General features: G+C 39.2%; 17 protein-coding genes and 1 tRNA gene. 7 read left to right on the forward strand and 11 right to left on the reverse strand.

Going from position 1 to position 20,447, the window contains the following annotated elements:
- Positions 1-172 precede the first annotated feature (172 nt).
- On the forward strand, positions 173-694 hold the full coding sequence (locus tag BW976_RS04165; protein WP_076370758.1) for a hypothetical protein: 522 nt from the start codon (positions 173-175) through the stop codon (positions 692-694).
- Positions 695-774: 80 nt separating this feature from the next.
- On the opposite strand, the gene BW976_RS04170 is transcribed toward BW976_RS04165, so the two are convergent.
- Positions 775-848, reverse strand: a tRNA-Pro gene (locus tag BW976_RS04170).
- Positions 849-1,028: 180 nt separating this feature from the next.
- Between BW976_RS04170 and BW976_RS04175 the strand changes: the two genes are divergently transcribed.
- Positions 1,029-2,630 carry a serine hydrolase domain-containing protein gene (locus BW976_RS04175; protein WP_076370760.1) on the forward strand — a complete coding sequence of 534 codons (1,602 nt, stop codon included), beginning with the start codon at positions 1,029-1,031 and terminating at the stop codon, positions 2,628-2,630.
- Between the two features lie 16 nt (positions 2,631-2,646).
- Here the strand turns inward: BW976_RS04175 and BW976_RS04180 are convergent, their stop codons facing one another.
- Together BW976_RS04180 and BW976_RS04185 are read right to left on the reverse strand one after the other, a co-directional pair.
- Positions 2,647-3,186: a hypothetical protein gene (locus BW976_RS04180; RefSeq protein ID WP_076371829.1), complete on the reverse strand. Its 540-nt coding sequence runs from the start codon at positions 3,184-3,186 to the stop codon at positions 2,647-2,649.
- A 19-nt stretch (positions 3,187-3,205) separates the two neighbouring features.
- Positions 3,206-5,044 carry a CocE/NonD family hydrolase gene (locus BW976_RS04185; protein WP_076370762.1) on the reverse strand — a complete coding sequence of 613 codons (1,839 nt, stop codon included), beginning with the start codon at positions 5,042-5,044 and terminating at the stop codon, positions 3,206-3,208.
- A gap of 864 nt (positions 5,045-5,908) precedes the next feature.
- Here BW976_RS04185 and BW976_RS04190 point away from each other — a divergent pair.
- From BW976_RS04190 to BW976_RS04200, 3 genes are all read left to right on the forward strand, one after another.
- Positions 5,909-6,496, forward strand: a complete 588-nt coding sequence (locus tag BW976_RS04190; protein ID WP_076370764.1) for a cyclic nucleotide-binding domain-containing protein — start codon at positions 5,909-5,911, stop codon at positions 6,494-6,496.
- A gap of 286 nt (positions 6,497-6,782) precedes the next feature.
- On the forward strand, positions 6,783-7,256 hold the full coding sequence (locus BW976_RS04195) for a MauE/DoxX family redox-associated membrane protein (protein ID WP_139332201.1): 474 nt from the start codon (positions 6,783-6,785) through the stop codon (positions 7,254-7,256).
- On the forward strand, positions 7,253-7,561 hold the full coding sequence (locus BW976_RS04200; protein ID WP_076370768.1) for a hypothetical protein: 309 nt from the start codon (positions 7,253-7,255) through the stop codon (positions 7,559-7,561). The genes BW976_RS04195 and BW976_RS04200 overlap by 4 nt, the downstream gene beginning before the upstream one ends.
- Before the next feature lie 39 nt (positions 7,562-7,600).
- Here BW976_RS04200 and BW976_RS04205 read toward each other — a convergent pair whose 3' ends face one another.
- From BW976_RS04205 to BW976_RS04235, 6 genes are all read right to left on the reverse strand, one after another.
- A complete protein-coding gene (locus BW976_RS04205; protein ID WP_076370769.1) occupies positions 7,601-9,052 on the reverse strand; it encodes a TlpA family protein disulfide reductase in 1,452 nt (483 codons plus the stop codon).
- Between the two features lie 3 nt (positions 9,053-9,055).
- The gene (locus tag BW976_RS04210) at positions 9,056-10,438 is read right to left on the reverse strand and encodes a RagB/SusD family nutrient uptake outer membrane protein (protein ID WP_076370772.1); all 1,383 of its coding nucleotides are present in this window, start codon (positions 10,436-10,438) and stop codon (positions 9,056-9,058) included.
- A gap of 10 nt (positions 10,439-10,448) precedes the next feature.
- Positions 10,449-13,955: a SusC/RagA family TonB-linked outer membrane protein gene (locus BW976_RS04215; RefSeq protein ID WP_076370774.1), complete on the reverse strand. Its 3,507-nt coding sequence runs from the start codon at positions 13,953-13,955 to the stop codon at positions 10,449-10,451.
- A 200-nt stretch (positions 13,956-14,155) separates the two neighbouring features.
- The gene (locus BW976_RS04220) at positions 14,156-15,214 is read right to left on the reverse strand and encodes a FecR family protein (protein ID WP_076370776.1); all 1,059 of its coding nucleotides are present in this window, start codon (positions 15,212-15,214) and stop codon (positions 14,156-14,158) included.
- Between the two features lie 309 nt (positions 15,215-15,523).
- Positions 15,524-16,213 (reverse strand): LytR/AlgR family response regulator transcription factor, encoded by a 690-nt coding sequence (locus tag BW976_RS04230; RefSeq protein ID WP_076370780.1) that lies wholly within the window; start codon positions 16,211-16,213, stop codon positions 15,524-15,526.
- Positions 16,210-17,250 carry a sensor histidine kinase gene (locus BW976_RS04235; protein ID WP_076370782.1) on the reverse strand — a complete coding sequence of 347 codons (1,041 nt, stop codon included), beginning with the start codon at positions 17,248-17,250 and terminating at the stop codon, positions 16,210-16,212. The genes BW976_RS04230 and BW976_RS04235 overlap by 4 nt, the downstream gene beginning before the upstream one ends.
- Positions 17,251-17,452: 202 nt before the next feature.
- Here BW976_RS04235 and BW976_RS04240 point away from each other — a divergent pair, with 202 nt between their 5' ends.
- Together BW976_RS04240 and BW976_RS04245 are read left to right on the forward strand one after the other, a co-directional pair.
- Positions 17,453-18,373, forward strand: a complete 921-nt coding sequence (locus BW976_RS04240) for an ABC transporter ATP-binding protein (protein WP_076370784.1) — start codon at positions 17,453-17,455, stop codon at positions 18,371-18,373.
- 9 nt (positions 18,374-18,382) lie between these two features.
- On the forward strand, positions 18,383-19,135 hold the full coding sequence (locus BW976_RS04245; protein ID WP_076370786.1) for an ABC transporter permease: 753 nt from the start codon (positions 18,383-18,385) through the stop codon (positions 19,133-19,135).
- Between the two features lie 133 nt (positions 19,136-19,268).
- Here the strand turns inward: BW976_RS04245 and BW976_RS04250 are convergent, their stop codons facing one another.
- Positions 19,269-19,808, reverse strand: a complete 540-nt coding sequence (locus tag BW976_RS04250) for a hypothetical protein (RefSeq protein WP_076370788.1) — start codon at positions 19,806-19,808, stop codon at positions 19,269-19,271.
- Positions 19,805-20,425 carry an RNA polymerase sigma factor gene (locus BW976_RS04255; RefSeq protein WP_076370790.1) on the reverse strand — a complete coding sequence of 207 codons (621 nt, stop codon included), beginning with the start codon at positions 20,423-20,425 and terminating at the stop codon, positions 19,805-19,807. Before BW976_RS04255 ends, BW976_RS04250 begins: the two co-directional genes overlap by 4 nt.
- Positions 20,426-20,447: the final 22 nt, after the last annotated feature.

Raw genomic sequence — 20,447 nt, forward strand, 5'->3', positions numbered from 1 at the left:
TCTGTGCCTGCTCGGGTCCTGCTTTGGTTACTCTTATCAACTTTTATTGATAAACATTTTGCTTATCCCTCTTTTTTCTTTTTTTGATCAAGATGGGTTGTGTATCTTTATATACCTTCCTAAGATCACGGCATATATTATCAATCAATTATATCCTTAAAAACAGAAAAACATGTTAGAGAACCTACTTCAATTAGTGACACAAAATGCAGGAGATGCGATTACCAATAATCCTCAGATTCCGAACGAACACAACGAAGCTGCTGTACACGATGCATCCTCATCCATCATGGATGTATTAGGCAGCCACGCCTCATCAGGTGGTGGTGGCCTATCAGGTGTTCTGGACCTGCTTAAAGGTGTTGGTGGCGATTTGACCAGCAATCCTATTGTGGGGCAAATTATACAACAGTTTAGCGGTAAATTACAAGATAATTATGGCGTTGACGGTGCGGCGGCTCAATCAACGGCAAGCAGCCTGATACCTCAGGTTTTAGGACAATTAGCCAATAAAACAAACGATACCAGCGATAGCTCTTTTAATATTCAAAGCATTTTAGGCTCATTAGGTGGTGCTGACGGCAAATTTGATATGAGCGATGCCCTTAATCTTTTTCATGGAGGCGGCGACAACGCAGAAGGCGGCGGAGGCATATTAGGAAAGCTGACCGGTTTATTTGGAGGGTCCAAATAGGTTAAACGTCGATTCCTTTTATATCGAGCAGATAATTTAAAAGCCTTGATTGCTAAAAACAATCAAGGCTTTTATTTTCGTCGGGATGGCGGGATTCGAACCCACGACCTCCAGCACCCCATGCTGGCGCGATACCGGGCTACGCTACATCCCGAAATGGTTGGGAAGGCAAATATAATAAGTAGCCACTTATCTCAAAATGATTTATACAAAAGTTGTGCTAACTCACCCAACCATGTTGATTACTTCGGAAAAGCCCCCTTTACGAACAACAACTTATAATCCTCGAAAAACCTTATTTTAGTTGTAATTATAAACCCTCAAAATTACCGGAATGCCTATTCATCATTTACCATCTGTGCAAATTGCGGCAAGATCATGGTCTGGATTCTGCAAAAAGCAATTGTTTGCCTTAGTTTTATGCTTATTATTCTTTAATAATGCTCTTTACGCCCAAAAAGCAAGCTCATTTCCTATCAGCACGCCTGAGGCGGAGGGGGTTTCCGCAGCCGGAATTGACAGTTTTCTGAATGCGGCAGTACAAAGCAAACATGAGTTTCATAGTTTTATGTTTTTACGACATGGTAAAATAATAGCTCAAGGCTGGTGGAACCCCTATCAGTCAATGCTAAGACATAGTCTTTATAGCTGCAGCAAAAGCTTCACCTCTACCGCTATTGGCTTTGCCGTTGGCGAAAAGCGCCTGTCGGTAAATGATAAAGTGGTCTCTTTTTTTGCCGGCAGCTTACCGGATACCATAAAGCCTTACCTGGCAGCACTTACTGTAAAAGATCTATTAACTATGAGTGTTGGCCAAGCTATTGACCCTACTTTTGCCATTGTATCCAAAGAGGATAATTGGATAAAGGCTTTCCTGGCATTACCGATAGCACATAAACCTGGCAGTACGTTTTTATATAATTCCATGGCTACGTTTATGCTATCGGCAATTGTGCAAAAAGTAACCGGGCAAAAAGAAGTTGATTATCTTAAACCACGCCTCTTTGACCCCTTGGGGATAACAGGCATGGACTGGGAAATTAATAAGCAAGGCATCAATACCGGTGGCTGGGGGCTGCGTGTAAAGACGGAGGATTTGGCTAAACTGGGGCAGTTTTACCTGCAAAAGGGCGTATGGAATGGAAAGCAATTGTTGCCAAAAGAATGGGTTGAGGAAGCCACATCCATTAAAATTGACCAGGCGCCAGGCGTTGCTCAAAGTAGAAAAGACTCTAGCGACTGGATGCAGGGTTATTGTTATCAATTTTGGCGCTGTCGTCATAATGCATTCCGGGCCGATGGTGCTTTCGGACAGTACATCATTGTGATGCCCGATCAGGATGCTGTGATCGCGATAACGTCGGAAACGGCCGACATGCAGGGAGAACTTAACCTGATATGGAAATATTTACTCCCGGCTATGCATCCAAAGGCATTACCGCTCGACAAGGCAAATGATGTTAAGCTCGATAAACATTTAGCTGCTTTAAGTTTACCGCCGGCAACTAATACAGGCAACAATACTAACAGCAATTTTACGAAAACATTTTCCATTCAACCTAATGATCTTCATATCAGTTCCATAACCTTTAACATGACCAACAATGTTTGCCATGTAACCTTAAAAAAGGATTCGGCCAGCTATATACTTAATTTTGAAACCGGCAAATGGCTGCCAGGCAAAACTGATATGCAGGGCCCGGGCTTAGTTACCGGGGGCAGGGAAGATTTTTCATTATTGGTCCCTTACAATGTGGAGGGTAGTTATGGATGGAATGACAGCCAGACATTGCAATTAAAACTACGCTATATAGAAAGCCCGCATACAGAAACCATCACCTGCCATTTCAACGATCAGCAGTTAAATGCCGATGTAGAGTACAGCTTTAACTATGGCAGAAATAAGTTGGTGTTACACGGGGAGTTAGTTAAATAAGATGATACATTGTCTATCATCTTATTTCTATCTCATGCCCCAAATCAACAAAAAATTGTTTTAACAACTCATATACTTTAACATCCGCGTTTATTTCTGAAAACATTTTTGTGGCCATATATTCGCAACTAAAGCAAATATTTAATGTAGATACAATGTTTCCTTCATCATCATAAAAAACAATAGCATCTCTATAAACAGGAGCACACATCCATTGTGGAATATCTTTTGCTTCTATTCTTAAAATGGCGATTAACTGTTCAATTTTCGGGTCTGTTCTTTTTAATACCTGTATTTTTTCACTTGAGGGATGAAACTTCCCCTTAATGTCAATCAGGTATCTTGTTTCACCTTCATCACTTAATTTTAAAAACTCTCTCTCTTCGTCTGCGGTTAGCTTTCGCTTTCTCTTACGTTCTTTTAGTTTAATATATTCGGCCAGCCGTTCTTTCCTCCGCACTTCAAATTCTTCCCCTCTTTGGAATGAATAGGTTTCAATATAATCAAAATGCAATTCATCTATATAATCTGAAGACGTTTTATAACTGTAAGGCATTATCATTTAGTTGTGTTTTTTACTTATTAACCGGCAGCTCAATACAGCTTGCAAATTTTGCAGAGTGATAGATTTTTTGCGTTGCGGTTTGATAGTCACTTTCTTTAGCTTCATAGATATTGGGCACAAACTTTTGCGGATTCCGGTCATATATCGGGAACCAGGTACTTTGAACCTGTACCATAATGCGATGCCCTTTCTTAAATACGTGGTCAGCTCCATGCAGGTCAATGGCATATGCTTCTACCTTGCCCGGTATTAGCGGTTCTGGCTTACTAAAGCTGTTTCTGAAACGTGCCCTGAAAATATCTGAGGAGATCATTAATTCATATCCAGACATCTTCAGCTCTTTCTTATAAAATTTAGGATAAACATCTATTAATTTCACCACCCAATCAGCATCCGTTCCGCTGGTTGAAGCAAACAATTTAGCCAAAACATTTCCGGTAATGGTTACATCCTCCGTAAGTGTATCCGTTTGCCATTGAACAACATCCGGGCGGTTATCTACAAAACGTTGATTGTCGGTAAGCCAATAATACCAGCGCGAATTGGTGCCGTAAGTTTCTTCTATAGGCCTTACCCGGTATGGCACTGGCTTAGCCGGGTCAGAAACATAGCTATCGTAAGCCTTCGTTTCTGCGGCTGTTGGCTTCTCAAAGGAAAGCTTGCCATTGGCATGAAAATAAATGTTTTTGGTTACGCTTTCTTTTGGCGGCCAGGCGGTATAAGTTTTCCATTGGTTGGATCCGGTTTGAAAAGAGATCGCTTCTGCAAACTTTCCGTCTCCTTTCCCCTTCAAATACCAGGCAAACCATTTGGCCTGTATCTGTTCCCTGAAATAAGTGGCGGTAGGTTGATCATCAAATTTTATATTTCCCAGGCTTTTGCCTGTGCCGTTGGCCCACTGGCCATGCAGCCAGGGTCCCATAACAATAAAGTTTCGGTTACTGCTGTCTCTTTTCTCTAATCGCCTGTAAACATCCTGCGGACCAACCATATCCTCTTCATCCCACCAACCACCTACATGTTGTATCGGTATCCGGGGATAATCCAGCCGGTAAGCCAATGCTTGCTTTTGCCAGAAAGCGTCATAATTTGGATGAGCTATAAAGTTGTTCCAGGTAGGAAGACTGCTGTGCGCATACATTTTATTAATATTGGATAAAGGGCCGAGCCTTAAATACCAATCATAAGTATCGTATTCGCCAAAGTCATATAAAGAATCGGTTTTAGCGGCCTCGGTAAGTACCGAGTATTCAAATCCGTAACTTAACCTGAATGCTCCATTATGATGAAAATCATCATTCATAAACATATCGGACGGTGTAGCTTGTTCCGATGCTGCCTTTAAGGCGGGGTGCGGATCCGCTGCTGCTATAATTGAGGTCCAACCATCGTAAGAAATACCATAAATTCCTGCTTTTCCATTATTATCAGGAATGTTTTTGAGCAGCCAGTCAATGGTGTCATAAGTATCGCTAGCCTCATCAATAGATTTTGGGGCTTTTTTATCGCGACTTACCCTGGTCATTTCAAATTTTCCTTCGGATAAATATCGCCCTCGGATATCCTGTGCTACAAAGAAATACCCATCGGAAGACAGCTCTTTAGTATAATCGCTTTTTTCAGGGCTTCGGGTTGAGCTCACACCATAAGGTGTACGAGTTATCAAAAAAGGAAGTTTATCGGTCGGATATTTAGGTGAGTAAATAATCGTATGTAATTTCACACCATCCCTCATAGGTATCATCACCTCCATTCGTTTATACTTGTCGGCTGTAGTATCCTGTTGTGCAAATAAAATAGTACCGGATAACAGTAAAAGCAGGTGTATAAATATTGTTTTTATAGCCATCGTATTATTCGTGATAATATAAAGCTAATTAATTTTAACGAATGTGTAGTGATTGTTGACCACCTATTCAGTGACATCTCTAATTAACTATTGTCTTTAAAAGTTATCGTGACGCCAGGATATTTGCAAGGTTCTGAACTAGAAAACAGCTTGATCAATAAAAAAAGCCCTTAAATTATATATTTAAGGGCTTTTTTATTGATCTTGTTAAAGTCGGGATGGCAGGATGCATCCTAAACTCTCTATATTGTTGAAAATCTGCAAATTACAAACTCTCAAAATTGAGAGGGTGCAGAATAGGGCATTTTTCAATTCATAACAAAATGAACTATTTCACATGGTTTGACTGCTTTCTTTGTGTCTTGCCGGCGCTTTACAAAAATAACATTAACTGTATTAAGAACCAAAAATAAAGTCAAAGAATTGTAGTTTTTCCAACTTGTATTTCTTTAAAAGAAATACATATTATAAGCGAATTATTTTACTTATAATATGGATTTTTAGCTATAAATCCATTGTTTATATAAGTGCATTTTGTTCACAAACCCGCTTTTACGCGAAAAAAAGCCCTTTTGTTTTTCTTATTTTTTTTTCATTCAAAAAATAATCACTTGTATTTTTAAAAATAGTTTACAATCTTTACGAATAACTTAACGTAAAACGAAATATATCAGTTTTGTTGTTTACCTTAAAGTTAAAGGTGTCGAGCATATCCAAGCCGACGATAATTAAAACCTAAACTTTAAAAATCTGATTAAGTGAATACAACAAAAGCAATATAACATCTCAATAAACTTATACAATAATTAAACCTTATCACAATCAATTTACGGGCTGGTAACCGGGATTGAATATTTATAACGTATGCCCGTCAATCATTTTATCCAGTTACTCAATAGTTATCTTCCCCTTTCGGAAGCTTATCAAGATTTCACACGTCATCACGTGCAAACGATACATGCAAAAGCGAAAGAAATACTGTTGCCATTAAATCATCACAAACTTGTTTTTATTTTTGTCTTTAAAGGGATGATCTTTTCCTGGCGAAACGATGGTGCGGGTAACGTTGTACCACGTAATTTTACACATGAAGGCCAATTGACCGGAACAACTATCCATCCACTTTACCCGGTCGTAATCCCTGACGGAATAAGTTGCTTGGAAGATAGTATAGTTGTAATGGGTGAGATCGCAATTGCAAAGCCAGCAATCGAATTGTTTGACGAAGCCCGTGAATTAATTAACATTTTGGTCCACCAAAATCAATATCATCAACAGGAGTTACAGGAGGCATTGTTAATACATGATGCCGAACACCGTTTTAAGAAGATGCAGTCGCTAGCGCCTGAATTATTCAAAAGAGTTCCCGAGCGTTTACTTGCGCCATATCTAAATATGAGCAGAGTACATTTTAACAGGCTTAAAAACCGTGTTTACAAAGGGCCGCGTTAAGCAATAAGTATTCCAAATATTCCCAAAAGTTGTAACATATGTTACAACTTTTGTGCTACCTCACACCCTAACTTTGTTTTGTCAAAAGGTTTCACAGCACTACTTTACAGAAAAACTATTCCTGTAAATATCTGCCGAAGGATCAGAATATTTGACCGCTTATTTAACTGAATAATAAATCAAAAAGGAAAGGAGCGCGGTGACAAACAGAAGTGAATTAAAATTGCGGGTTACGCACCTGCCGGTAACGTACGTTATTAATTAAAGATGGCTAATCTTAATTATCATGGAAAGTGTAATTACAAGAAGATCAAAAATTCAATTTGCAGAAAGAATAAGAGTGGTAACAATAATTGCAATACGATGGTTATGTATGGCATTATTTCTCTATACCTCGTCTGCCAAGATATTTGACCATGACCGTTTTTTAAAAGGTCTGAGCAAGGTTCATCTTATCAGTAGGTATTCGATATTTATCTCTTACCTGGTTCCTGCAACTGAAATCGTAATCGGCTTGTTATTAATAATCCCAAAAACTGCAAAGCAGGGTTTATATAGCTTTATGTCAACAATGATTTTATTTACGGGCTATATTATCGCTGCAATGTTTTTGGAAAAACAACTGCCATGCCGATGTGGAGGAGCCATTGAAAAACTAAGCTGGTCACAGCATATATGGTTAAATCTCGCATTTATCGCTTTAGCCGTAGTTGCCCTCTGGCTCAACGATTTAAATACATCTTTAAAAAAATCAAAATGAAAAATTTCAAACAAGTTGCCTTTGGTCTAATATTAGGCGCAATGGTTTTTAGCTTTAGTGCATTTACTAATTCTGCTTCAAGCAAAGTAAACAAATCAAAGTTCACTAAAACTTTTTACGGCTTAAATCAGGCCGGTACAATTTATACAAGGGAAGCATCTAACCCAGCAGGTGATTGTACACCCAAATCAAACAATCCGAGTTGTGTGATTAGCTACCCTTCTGATCAAGGACCGTCGCTAAATGTCAGTTCGCTTCCATCCGGATCGACATCTGAAAGCTCACCTGGGTGGGTTAACCCCTGAATTTTTGAAGTTTTGCGGCCAATTCAGGCCGCAAAACTTTTATAAATTTTGATTTATCATAGAAATAAATTTCTTTGTACTCTCATCATCAAGTGGTTTTTCTGGATTACTCGATATTATATTTCCGTTTTTATCAATTACCAATAAGTTAGGAAAACTATTGTATTGATAATATAATAGCAAAGGATGTATTTGACCCATCCCACTTGTCCAGGTATATATAGCTTGTTTTGACCCGTATTTACCGCTTTTGGCACCTTTCTCAAAATTTGTATAATCTCTTGCAATCGCATCCATACTTATAAAAACTAAATTTTTCTCGTTTTTATAATGTTCGGCTATAGGCTCCATGTGAGCAGCTAATTCTCGGCATGGCAAGCATCCGTTATAATAGGTTTCTAAAACAATTAGCTTGCCTTTGAAATCGCTTAATTTAATCTGTCTTTTATCGAGCGTTTCTAACAAGAAATTATATGCTCTTGCGCCTGATGATTTTGCTAATGCAACTTGCTTTAATATTCGCTGTCCGATACTGTCTTTTACAAGTGATAAAGCTTCGGGTAAATTCGAAATTATATCCGGATTTCTTTTCAACATTGTCAAAAAGCAATAGGGTAAAACTTTATCCCTCAACAATCCGTCGTATTCTAATTTTATATTGTTGTATACTACCTGTGCGGACGATTTATCACTCCTGGCTTTAATCATGGCTATTGCTTTATTAAGCTCAAAAAGATATTGAATATACATAAAAAAGTTTTGCAACAGCGTTGGGTCAGATACCAAAAATCCATTTTGTTGAGTAATCAGGAAGTTCACCTCCTCTTTTACTTTTCGATAGTAAGTGCTATCTGAAAAATTTGATGGAGATAAAATGCCGTTTAAATATTGTTTTGAAATACTACTCGCGGTATTTAATCGTAAGACATTTTTAACTTGGCTACCAAGAGTAGTGTCCTTATTTAGGACATTCATGGTAACAGCCATAAACCGAACCGCCCGCTGCTTGTCATAGTTCATAATGTCTTCCATTTTATCTTTCGGCCCCCATACCTTTTTATCAGACCAAATGTATTTCCCTGCCCAGTTTTGATAATTTAACATTTGAGATCCTTTACCGGAAAACGCAACAGTGTTAAGATTACTTATCGTGATTAGAATACTGTCACCACGCTCGATCAAAAACTCGTCATTCGTAATTGACCTAAACATCCCCCCACCAACATCAAAGTACCCAAATTGATTATGTGGTGTGATGGTCACCTCGAATTTACCATTTGTTATTTTAAGCGGAATTATTTCTCTCGATGACGGGTCTTCTGAATTATAATTGTCGTAAAAAGTAATGTAAGGAGCCTTGTTGATCGGATTGATCATTGAATCAGGTACAATGCCGGTTATTGTAATCCGATCGTTATTTAACAAGTTTTTAGTTTGGGCCATACCTTGCAAACCAGCAAGCATCATTATAGCATAAATTAATTTTTTCATTTTTTATCTGATGTTTTGTTGAATACCGCTTAATACAATCTCATCATCTGGTATAGGAAATACATATAGTGATGAATTAGGGGTAAGTGTATAGGTTACTTCCCCAAGATTTCTTTTCAGTGTTATATTGGCACCATCCCGGTTCAAACGCTTTAAATCTGACCAGCGTAAAGCCCTCCAGACTAATTCTTTTCTTCGTTCCAAAAGAACCTGGGATAATGCTGTGGTCGAGTTCGAAGTATTAATTGGTACAAAAGTTCCCTTTCGATATCTATTGAGCAACAGTTGGTTCAAAGTGTTCATTGCGGTTGGAGCATCGTTTGCCCTGGCTGCACATTCGGCCTTAATCAGCATCACTTCATCCGTAGCCAGGCCAGTAAACCCATAAAATCCACCGCCGACATAACCACGCTTTACATTATAATTATTGAGGGCGTTCAATGCAAAAAAGATCGGCAATCGTAAATCATTAGTCGAATAGCTTTTTAACAGTGTGGTATCAACTCCGATAGTTGTCCAATTAGTAGTGTATCCTGTTGTATAGGTATAAGAAACTTGTTGCTTTGAAAAGAATATCGTTTCGTCCGTGCTATAAGAAAATGGGGTGGTTTTGGTAGTGCTAATGGTATTATAATCGATCAGCCTATTATATTTGGCCAAGCACTGGTCGGCGGCATTCGCTGCTTCAGTATAATTTCCCATGTATAAATACACGCGGGCTAGCATCGCGTTCACGGCTGATCTGGATGGCCTGTTTCTATTTACGGTTGAAAAATCATCTCTTAAAAGAATTAACGAAGTATTCAGGTCGGAGATAACCAGGTCAAAAGTCTCCTGCAAATTCGAGCGTTTCAGGGTCGCATCAATACCGGCTGACGTTCTTAAAGGCAAGCCGAGGTCGCTAGTTGCAGTTTTCTGATTATAGACCGTGCAAAAATTTCTTACAAGGTCATAGTAAGCATAAGCCCTGAAAAAAAGGGCTTCCCCTTTTACATTATTATAATCAATTCGGTTTGCAGATGACTGGCTGATCGCATTTAAACCGTCAAGTACACTATTTGCATAAAAAATTGCATTGAAGTCTCCATTCCAATCCTGAATGTTTGTTTCACCGCCAAAGAGATCCTTACGCCATAAATATGCCCCCTTATAGGTGGGATAATCTAAGGCATCCAAACTGCTTTGATTTACAATGAAATAATCATCACATGACATTTGTGGTAATGCGCCGGTTGAATTGAGAACATAATTATTGTCCAATAATTCCTGGAATTCTGATATGGAAGTTGGATTTACGATTGAAGAATTAGGCTTGGCATCGAGAAAGCTTTTTTTACAGCTCGAAAAATATAGCATCAACGCTATTGCAATAAGATAATTTTTCATGATAGTTAAATTAGAAGTGTGTGGAAATACCAAGGGAAAGCGTTTTGGGATCACCATATGGTGCATACAGGTAATCCGGGTCTATATTTTGCTTAGTCGCCTTCCAGATAATTCCGATATTATTTAAATAAGCGTAAATCTGAAGGTTCTTAAGAACGGGACTTCCTTTTGCCATCCTTAGATTATAGGATAGTCTGATATCCTGTAGCCTGATATTATCAGCTTTTTCCACTAAAAAGCTTGAGCCTTGGAAAAAGCCGTTTTGGGCATCATTCAGCGGATAAGTCAATGCGGGTATATTAGTCCTCAATTCGTCACCGGGAACCTGCCACCGTTTGTCGTAATCGGCAGCTAAATAACCAAAACTTCCAAAGTTGTTACTTCCTGAAAATACATTTGGCCTCCGAAAGAAATAATCAAATTTATAGGTGAGATTAAGTGACAAATCGAATTTGTCATAGCTGAAGCTATTTCGGAAAGAACCATAAATAAGCGGGGTAGCCGATCCTTTATAAACAAGATTCGATAAATTATTTGAACTTAAAATGCTGGCGTAATCTTCGCTGACAGCACCATTTAATGTGCCTTGTGGTTTTCCCTGGTTGTCAAGCCCTCTATAGGGATAACTAAAAATTGCATTGTATGGATAACCTTCAACCGGGTTCAAATAATTTCCTACAATGATCTGTGCGTTACTGCCTTGTTTAACCTTGTAATTGGTAATGATGTCTTTACTATAACTGAAGAGAAGCGTACTTTGCCATTTTAAAAGCGAGTTTCCAGTACTGTTTTTAGTTAGGATAAAATCAATACCTGTCGTTTTCGTATCAGCGGCGTTCCCTTTAAATTGTGTAATTCCTGTTTGGGGCGCTATGGGACTATTTGCAATCAGGTCGATTCCAGTCTTAATATAATAATCGATACTACCGGAAAGCAGACCACTTTTTGTTACATAATCCAATCCCCAATTAATATTTCGATCCTCTTCCCAGCGTAATGATGGATTTGGGGGATTTACAATACTTGTATATTCTGTATTCCAAGTGTTGGGGCCACTATCTTGTGCCGTGAGGTATGCCGATGTTGTTTTATCTACATTTCCATTATAACCATAAGTAAATCGCATTTTCAGAACCGGAAATAACTCAACGTGATAAAAGCTTTCCTTACTTATGTTCCACACTAAGCCAGATGACCATAATGGAACACCTTTTTGATTAGTTTTCACACCAAAAATATTTGACTCATCCCGGCGGGCACTTGCGGATAGTACATATTTACCGTTATAGATGTAGGACGCATTGACGAAGACAGATTTAGTTCGGTCTATCGAATAGCTTTGCTGTGATCCATAAGGAATGGTATTGGTTACGTATCCGTAATATTGCGGAAAATAAGTTAGGTAATCAACTGGAAGGGAACTATCATCTGAAGGGTTAAAACCATAAAGTACATTTGAATTTGCGGATGACTGGTAATCTTTAACCTCAACGCCAGCAAGAAAATTTACCTCATTTTTCGGATTGATTTTTTTTAAGTAATTGATTTGTGCTCTTCCGTATTTTGAAGTGTATGTACTATTGCTTACGTTCTCAATTGCGCCAAGTGGTATGGGCCTTGTAACTACGCCAGTGACCGGATCAACCTGACTGTACGAATTAATCATGTTCCTCGTATAGAATGAATCGCTTGCATGGAGCAATGTATAGTCACTATTACCCTTTTCATACTGATAATTTAAAACAACCTCCAATCCGTCAAAAACTTTGTACTTGGCAGTTGTATTAAGTTTGTAATCGGTCAAACTATTTTTGCTGTTACTACTGTTCTCGTCCAAAGGCCTAAAGTTCCAGTCGAGCAACCTTCCCGAACCAGTAGTGTCGGTAAACTGTTTTCGTAACCCACCCGTTCTGACAACCGATAAGGAATTGTTATTAGCATCCGCAAGTTGCTCATATGGATAAAGTGGATTGGTATATACCTCGGTATTAGCTTTCGTGTTACTCGTGCTTAATAAAATCCCGGCTGTTATCTGTAATTTGTTGTTAAGTAAAAAATAGCTATCATTCGCATTTATAGTAAACCTATCATAACTGTTGGTGCTGGTGTTATCTAAATTTTTATCATAACCGGCCGATAAGTAATAAGTATTGGAAGTATTTCCACCACTAAGGCTAAAAGAATATTGCTGTTTTACAGCGGGCCGGTAGATATACTTCTCAAGGTCATTCCTGATATCATTATTTTTCAGCTGATTAATTTTAGAAGCAGAATCAACAGCAGTAATCTGGCTATTCCGTTTTTGTAAAAAGACGGCTAGTGCGGGAGAAATGGTGCTATAACCATCGTTTATTGTGTTATTGAAATAGCCTTTGTTAAATAGAAATTGTTCCAAATTGATGTAATCAGCAGAACTCATTTGTGGCTGGTAATGCAGGTTTGGTCTCTGGGAAAACGTTGTATTGGCATTAAAAGATATTTTGACACCCGCTGAAGTTCTGCCTTTTTTTGTCGTAATAACAATAACGCCATTGCCGGCCCGTGTTCCCCAAATGCTTGCCGCTGCGGCATCCTTTAAGATGGAGACACTCTCAATGTCATTGGGATTGATGTTATTTAAATCCCCGTCGTAGGGAAAATTATCTAACACAATCAAAGGATCTGGATTTGCAAATATGGTACTTCGGCCTCTTATGCTTATTGCCGGGTTATTGCCACTTCCCAAGCTTTTGTTGAATAACACGCCACTTGCGACACCGTCCAATCTGTCCAGGATATTGGTACTAACCCTACGGTTCAAAAGGGCGCTATCTATCAGGACAAAACTACCTGTTGCCCTTTCTTTTGGAATGATTTGATAACCTGTAGAAACTACTAATACCTCACTTAGTTGATTGCCGCCATTTTCAAGCGAAATGGTTAAATAATTTGCATTTGTTACAATAATCTCTTTTGTCAAATACCCGACAAAAGAGATTTGTAAAATAGTACTGTCGGCTATATTATTAATTTGAAAGTCCCCATTACTATCACTAGTCGCTAAACCTGGCCCGTCTTTAATTTTAATAGTGGCCCCAGACAAAGGTGAACCGTTAACGTCGGTAACTTTTGCCTTTATAGGAAACCTTTGTTTTTCTGTTTGTTCTTGCAAGGGAGGCCGGGAACTTGTATTATCAAATTTTACTACTATTTGGCCGCCTATTATTTCATAGGTGAGGGTGAGCGGCGATAACAACTCACTAAGCACTTTACTAACCGGCTGATCTTTTGCGTGGATACTTACCGGATTTTTCAGAATGTCTTTGGCATTGCTGTATATTATCCCTACGTGTACCTGTTTGGAAATTTGATCGAGCGTTTCTTTTAATGTTTTCTTTTCGACATCTATTGAAATGCGCTTGTCTAAGTCTTGCGCCCGCGCAATTTCGGTTGCCAGGGCGCAATTTAACAAGCATGTAATGGCAACGATTAATGCAAATGATTTATATCTTAATTTGGAGCGTAAATTTTTGAGCATATTATTTAATTAATAGGGTTAAGTGAGCAAATGGTGCGCAATTCAAACTGACAAAGTAGCGGCGGGGACTGTCGAATGAGCCACAAAAAGGGCAATACCATTCCCGTAAAGCAATTTTTCATTGTTTGCAGTGAAGTTTGTTCGTTAAACTTTGGTTAGGTGACTACCTGAAACAGCAGTCCTTATTATGCTTTATTAAGTTATTTATCACTACATCCCCCCTCGAAAAAATACCCATTGTCTGTTTGCCGGACGGTAGCGCCGATAGCAGCAGCCAATTGACGAAGTACAATATCTATTGGCTTCGTTGTGTCAAAATCTCCGTAACATAGGCAAGTTGCCGACTTGTTTTCCAATTCTATGGATTGATTGTAATAGCGCTTGAAGTCCGAGACGACTTCCGGCACGGGCGTACCGTCGTAACTCAAAATGCCGTTCTTCTTTTTTATTACAGCGTCAACCGTTTTTATTGATTTGTCGGCTAATGTTGCATGCGCATTATTATAGATTGCCTCTTGTTTTGGCTTTAAGATAACTTCTGACAGCTTTTCCTTTTTTGCCGATAGCATGGAAACTTTGACAATACCCGTAACTACGGTAACATTGTAAATATTTTGTTTGCTGTACGATTTGACATTGAAAGAGGTGCCAACAACTTGTGTCTGCATCCGGCCACTATGGATGATAAAAGGATGTTTTTTATCCTTTGCCACCTCAAAAAAGGCTTCCCCGTCCAGCGTTACTTCTCGATAATTATTAACTAACTGATCATTATATTTTATCGTGCTGGACGGGCTGAGCCATATTTTTGTTCCATCAAATAAACGGATGAATTTTCGCTCGCCGTTTATGGTAACTAATTGTTTTGTTGAGTTTTTGATTTGAGCGTTGTAACGATCTGTAAAATGGCGGTAAAACAGGAATAAGGTGGATGATCCCATTATCAGCCATAATGCGGCAATTTTCAGCCAGGTATTATCTAATTTATAAGGGTATTTATGGATAGCAGGCTTTTGCGGAATTTGTGAGCGGATTTCGCTAATGAGAACAGATTTAACCTTGCTTATGGCCAACTCTTCTGATGAATATGATAAAGGCTCCGTATCGACGTTCGTAAGTTCCTGGGCGATCAAAGAGGTGAAAAATCCCTCATTCTCTTTTCTGTTAATTAGATAGAATAGCTCTTTTATCTCGGCCGGCGTACATTGAACGTCGAGGTACTTTTTAAACAGGCTCGCAATGTAAATTTGATCTTTCAATGTTGGTGAATTTTCCAACAAAGACCATGCTCATTAAAAATGGGCTATTCACTAACAATTTTTATTTGATGTGATTTTCAAATGTCACTTTCCTTTTTTTGATTGCCCACAATTACCACGTTGGATTGCACGCATTTCATACTATCATTTACGAGGTCGCTACACGCCAAGACGGCTTTCAGGTCATTGCAAAAAATCATTATATTTTCCAGCAATTACCCTTTAATTTACTTTCTGGCTTTCTTTGCTTCATCTCCAAAAAAGATGATTATTTAAATATCAATTCCATGCTGCCGGGGATCAGCCTTATTACAGGCCCCAAATTTTAAGAAAGTCATTTTTATAATTACCTCCTAAAGGGATTTCATTTTTACCTATAAAAACCCGGTTGCCCTGGAAGCTGCTGACTTTTGACAGGTTAATAATAAATGAGCGGTGTACCCTGGAAAAAACAGCCGGGGGTAATTGTCTTTCTAAAGAAGATAAAGGTACCGTACTTAATAAGGTTCCTTCTTCGGTAAAGACTTTTGTATTATTTCTGCTCGATTCTAAAAACAAGATCCGGTCATTGTTCACCTTATGTACCACACCTTCTGTACGAACCAATACATAATGGTTTTGATCAACAGCCGGTTTTGCCGGGCTGCCCATCTTTTCCATAGCTTTGTCTACGGCGACAATAAAACGATCTATTGAAAATGGTTTAACCAGGTAGTCGCAGACAGCCAGGTCAAAAGCATCCGTAGCATATTCTTTATAAGCGGTTGTGAAGATGACCTGCGGCGGATTTCTGAGCGTTTTCACCAGGTCGATCCCACTAAGCATCGGCATGTTGATATCTAAAAATAGTAGATCAACCTGTAATTGCTGTAGTTTTTCCCTGGCCTGGAAGGCATCCCCGCAGGTACCCATAACCTGCAGTACAGGAAGAAGTTTGCAATATTCGAGCAGTATATCCCGCGCAACCGGGGCATCGTCAACAATGAGGCATTTGATCATAGTTTAGTTGCTTTTAATCGAAGTTCCATGCTGTAAACGCCGTTTGCTTTATGCGCACTGTAAAAATAATCTTTTCCATAGATCAGCTCTAATCTTTTCAGTGTATGGCGCAGGCCGATCCCTGATGACCCGCCGGTTTGCATCTGTTCAAGTGCTGCGACATCATAAGAATTCTTTACCGAAAAGTTGATCCAACCGCCGGCAATACGTAAGGTAATAGCGATAAATATTTTATCCCGCCTGGTAATTTTAGAATGCTTAAAGGCATTTTCCACAAAGACAATCAGCAGCATTGGCGCAACCTGTAAATGGCTATCAGGAATCTCTGCTATATCAGCTTCCAATGTAAGCTTATCGCTGGTCTGTATTTTTTCAAAGTCAATATAGTTTTGTATATACAGTAATTCATTTTTTAGCGGAATAAACCGCTCCCCGGTTTCATAAATCGAATACCGGAGCAATTCGGATAATTTGAGCAGCAATTGGGGTACTCTTTGATGTTGTGTGAGCGAAATTCCGTAAATATTATTCAGGGTGTTGAACAGGAAATGTGGGCTGAGTTGGGATAACAATAACCGGAGCTCGCTTTCCTTTTGTTCCTTCAAGAGAGTTGCTTCGTTCACTTGCTTTAATAAGCTATTCCTCACCAATGCCACAGCTAAGCCCAAAAAAACAAAGAGGACAACCAGCGGAAAACAAACAAAGAGGTACTCGACAAAATACCGGGGAATGCTTCCCTTGAACAAAAGCGCGGCTCCGGTGGCTCCAATCAGTGACAGCAATACTGAGCCTAAAAGCAGGCTTTGCAGAAATGCGGCTTGTACGCCGCCGCTTAACCATAATTTCCCGCACCATCTTCCTGTGTAAGTGCAAGCTAAAATAAATAGACAGGTGAAAAATGCAGGAGCCAGGATGCCATTGTTGCTGCTGAACAAGACAGGGATGGCAAACAACAGCACAAAAAGCAGGCAGAAAAAAAAATGAACGCCGATCCTTGAGGCGATTAACTTTCCGATCAGTATTTCCAGTTGTTTCATGGTTTAAAGATGGAGAAACCGCTTTATAATTGAAAGTTTTACTGCTCAAAACGGTTTTTGTCATGCCCAACCGCTGAAATGAATAGCCTGACGGCTTCAGCACGGCGGATATACTTTCGGGCCTGCAAGCGCCTGCTTATGTCCGCAGTATTTTAAAGGATTGGGTAATCGCTGAATATTTGCAGCAACAAATTAAATAATTATGCCAGACAAGGACGAACTCATTATTGAAACGCAGCACCTATCCTTTAGTTTTTCAAAAGGCAAGGCTGTATTAGAGGACATTAACCTGCAAATACCCAAAGGAGCCATTTATGGATTTTTAGGACCGAATGGTGCAGGTAAAACCACGACGATCCGACTGTTATTAAACCTGCTGAAACCTGGCGGCGGCCAGATAAAGGTATTCGGTGAACCCATCAAGGATCATCCTATTCATGCTTTTTCCAGAATTGGGGCACTTATAGAAACGCCTTCCTTATATGAGCACCTGACCGGCTTTGACAATGTATGGATCACTGCCGGAATCTGCAATATTCAGAAGAGCAGGGTATTGGAAGTGTTGGATATTGTACAGCTTAGTTCTAATGCCCATATGCATGTCAGGAATTATTCATTGGGTATGAAACAAAGGCTCGGATTGGCGCTGGCCTTACTTTCTTCACCCGACTTGTTGATCCTGGATGAACCAACCAATGGCCTGGACCCGAATGGCATTATCGAAATCAGGGAATTGTTGCTGCATTTAAGCCGGGACCATGGTGTCACCATTTTGGTATCCAGTCATTTACTTTCAGAAATAGAAAAACTGGTTTCCCATATTGGCATCCTTAACCTGGGCAAAATGCTTTTCCAGGGTTCGGTAAAGCAATTACAGGAAATCAGGCAAGGCAAATCGGTCATTGAAATAGACACGGATCAAAACAGCGTGGCCATGAAGATATTAACCGATCATCAGCAAGAGGTTAAACAGGGTGCGGTATTAATCGAAGTCAAATACCGGGACAAATACCAGTTAGCGGAGATAGCCGGACTATTAGCAAAAGCAGGCCTGGCCATCTACCGTATCCAGCTGATCGAAAGCAGCCTGGAAGAAACTTTCCTATCATTTATCAATAACTAAGCAAACGTCATGAAATTATTCTATACCGAACTGGTGAAATTGAAAAACACTTTTGCCTTATGGCTCACCCTCTTTGGGGCGCTATTTTTACCCCTACTGTTATTTACGAGCTATCTTTTTGAGGCGAAGGAGTTTCTCCCTGCGCCAAACGTAAACCCCTGGTATGATTACCTGTTAAGGACATTTAATGGATGCTGTTTTTTCTCCTTGGGTTTTATTCTGCTGATCATCGGGCAGATTCTGAATATTGAACATAAAGCAAACAGTTGGAAACACCTGTTTACTTTGCCGGTGAGCAGAGATAAGCTTTATTTCAACAAACTGGCGCTGGTATTTGCGGTAATTATTACGTTTTTCCTTTTGTATTTTATTTTCGCCATCACTGCCGGCCACTTGCTTGGCAGGATTGATCCTCCCCTGGGTTTCTCACATGGTGCTGTACCCAATGGCTATATTTTAAGGTTTTTACTGGACTTCTTCGTTTCGATCATCCCCATGATCATTTTACAATACTGGATATGTATACGCCTAAAAAACCTAGTGACTTCTTTAGGGTTAGGCTTATTCGGTCTGTTAATGGGTTTGCTGTTAAAAAACTGGGACCATATTATTTACCTGCCTTACGCTACATCCTTCCAGATGCTGAATTATAAGGAGACTGATGTCCTTAACCGTCAAAATTTCTATTGGGTCAATGCAGTTTACAGTTGCCTGTTCCTGGCTTTGAGCTATAAAGACTTCGGCAAAAGATTTCAGGGATAATTTTTAGCATATTAAGAACACTGTTGCTTTATCCCTATGGCAATATCCCCAATCAAACGCCATGAATAATAGGTGCAATCCAATGTGGTAATGGTGTGCAATCAAAAAAAGAAAGTGACATCACTAACAATTTTTATTTGCGCTGATGAATAAGCCAAGCCGCAGAATATAATTTTCTCAACTTGTCATATACATCAATGATTTCCTTTGCACTAAGCATTTCGAGAGCAGCTTTATTGGATAAGGCCACCCTCAGCCATTCGTGAAGCAAATCTTTATATTGATCGACAGTTGTACTTTCAAAAAAAATCTCTATTGTTTTAAATGGATCAACAAGTTCTTTTTGTGAAAGGTTCGTAGGGAAGTATATCCAATCCATTTTTTCTTGTTCAATGTCATCTTCCGTTACATCAATCGCGGCGGTTGAAATTTCATTGTGTCCCATTAATGTATGAGCTATTTCGATCAGTTGTATGGTTTCCTCGTAAACTAAAAAAACGTGCCCGGCACCATGACGGCCATTATACTGTTCATCGTTTATTACATGAAAACGCCATTTTTTCAAATCTTTACGATGCTCTTTGGGTAGGCCGGAATCGAAAAAATCATCAAGAAAATTGAATGCTGCGGAAAGCTTATCGTCAATATTGATTTGTAATTCGGAAGCTTTCATGCTAAAAGCGTGATGTTATGCGTTAACAGACATGCTACACCAGGGGTTATAAGGAGTATTGCTAAATCATTGTTTAGCCTAAAATATTCTTTAACTGATCTATTGGCGGCTACAATCTGATTACGAATGGTTTCCGTTGAAATACCTAAAATTTCCGATGCTTCCTGATAACTTTTGCCATCAAATTTGCAGAGTTTAAAAACTTGTTTACGTTGTGGAGGTAAGTTTTCTATTGCTTTGGCTAAAAGTGCATGCATTTCCTGATCGATTAGCATATCCTCAGCATTGGTCACATGGTCTACAGTAGTAATGATTAAATGCTCGATAAGTCTTTTATCCTGCGCGACTTTCCTAAAATGTTTTAATACCAACCATCTGGCTACTTTATATAGATATGGCCAGAATGTTTTCTCTGCGTCAACTCGGGCGCGTTGTGTCCATACGTGCAAAAATAGCTCCTGTAAAATCTCCTGAGCAACTTCTTCTTCTTTTACTAAATATAAAATATTACGATATAATGGCCTGCTAAAATGGTCGTAAATTTTGGCAAAAGCTTGTTCGCTGCCAAGTTGCAGTTGTTTAAGAAGAAAAACAATATTTAAATTATTAGTGACCATTCCTGCATTACTAAAAAAATGC

The organism is Mucilaginibacter lappiensis, from assembly GCF_900155965.1.
GTDB lineage: Bacteria > Bacteroidota > Bacteroidia > Sphingobacteriales > Sphingobacteriaceae > Mucilaginibacter > Mucilaginibacter lappiensis.

What these genes read in the sequence shown, in the direction of transcription:
- BW976_RS04240 (WP_076370784.1), top strand. Translation starts at nt 17,453, where the DNA reads ATGCCAGACAAGGACGAACTCATTATTGAAACGCAGCACCTATCCTTT.
- BW976_RS04185 (WP_076370762.1), bottom strand. Translation starts at nt 5,044, where the DNA reads ATGGCTATAAAAACAATATTTATACACCTGCTTTTACTGTTATCCGGT.
- BW976_RS04200 (WP_076370768.1), top strand. Translation starts at nt 7,253, where the DNA reads ATGAAAAATTTCAAACAAGTTGCCTTTGGTCTAATATTAGGCGCAATG.
- BW976_RS04205 (WP_076370769.1), bottom strand. Translation starts at nt 9,052, where the DNA reads ATGAAAAAATTAATTTATGCTATAATGATGCTTGCTGGTTTGCAAGGT.
- BW976_RS04210 (WP_076370772.1), bottom strand. Translation starts at nt 10,438, where the DNA reads ATGAAAAATTATCTTATTGCAATAGCGTTGATGCTATATTTTTCGAGC.
- BW976_RS04250 (WP_076370788.1), bottom strand. Translation starts at nt 19,808, where the DNA reads ATGAAAGCTTCCGAATTACAAATCAATATTGACGATAAGCTTTCCGCA.
- BW976_RS04190 (WP_076370764.1), top strand. Translation starts at nt 5,909, where the DNA reads ATGCCCGTCAATCATTTTATCCAGTTACTCAATAGTTATCTTCCCCTT.
- BW976_RS04165 (WP_076370758.1), top strand. Translation starts at nt 173, where the DNA reads ATGTTAGAGAACCTACTTCAATTAGTGACACAAAATGCAGGAGATGCG.
- BW976_RS04230 (WP_076370780.1), bottom strand. Translation starts at nt 16,213, where the DNA reads ATGATCAAATGCCTCATTGTTGACGATGCCCCGGTTGCGCGGGATATA.
- BW976_RS04180 (WP_076371829.1), bottom strand. Translation starts at nt 3,186, where the DNA reads ATGCCTTACAGTTATAAAACGTCTTCAGATTATATAGATGAATTGCAT.
- BW976_RS04175 (WP_076370760.1), top strand. Translation starts at nt 1,029, where the DNA reads ATGCCTATTCATCATTTACCATCTGTGCAAATTGCGGCAAGATCATGG.
- BW976_RS04245 (WP_076370786.1), top strand. Translation starts at nt 18,383, where the DNA reads ATGAAATTATTCTATACCGAACTGGTGAAATTGAAAAACACTTTTGCC.
- BW976_RS04235 (WP_076370782.1), bottom strand. Translation starts at nt 17,250, where the DNA reads ATGAAACAACTGGAAATACTGATCGGAAAGTTAATCGCCTCAAGGATC.
- BW976_RS04215 (WP_076370774.1), bottom strand. Translation starts at nt 13,955, where the DNA reads ATGCTCAAAAATTTACGCTCCAAATTAAGATATAAATCATTTGCATTA.
- BW976_RS04195 (WP_139332201.1), top strand. Translation starts at nt 6,783, where the DNA reads ATGGAAAGTGTAATTACAAGAAGATCAAAAATTCAATTTGCAGAAAGA.
- BW976_RS04255 (WP_076370790.1), bottom strand. Translation starts at nt 20,425, where the DNA reads ATGGTCACTAATAATTTAAATATTGTTTTTCTTCTTAAACAACTGCAA.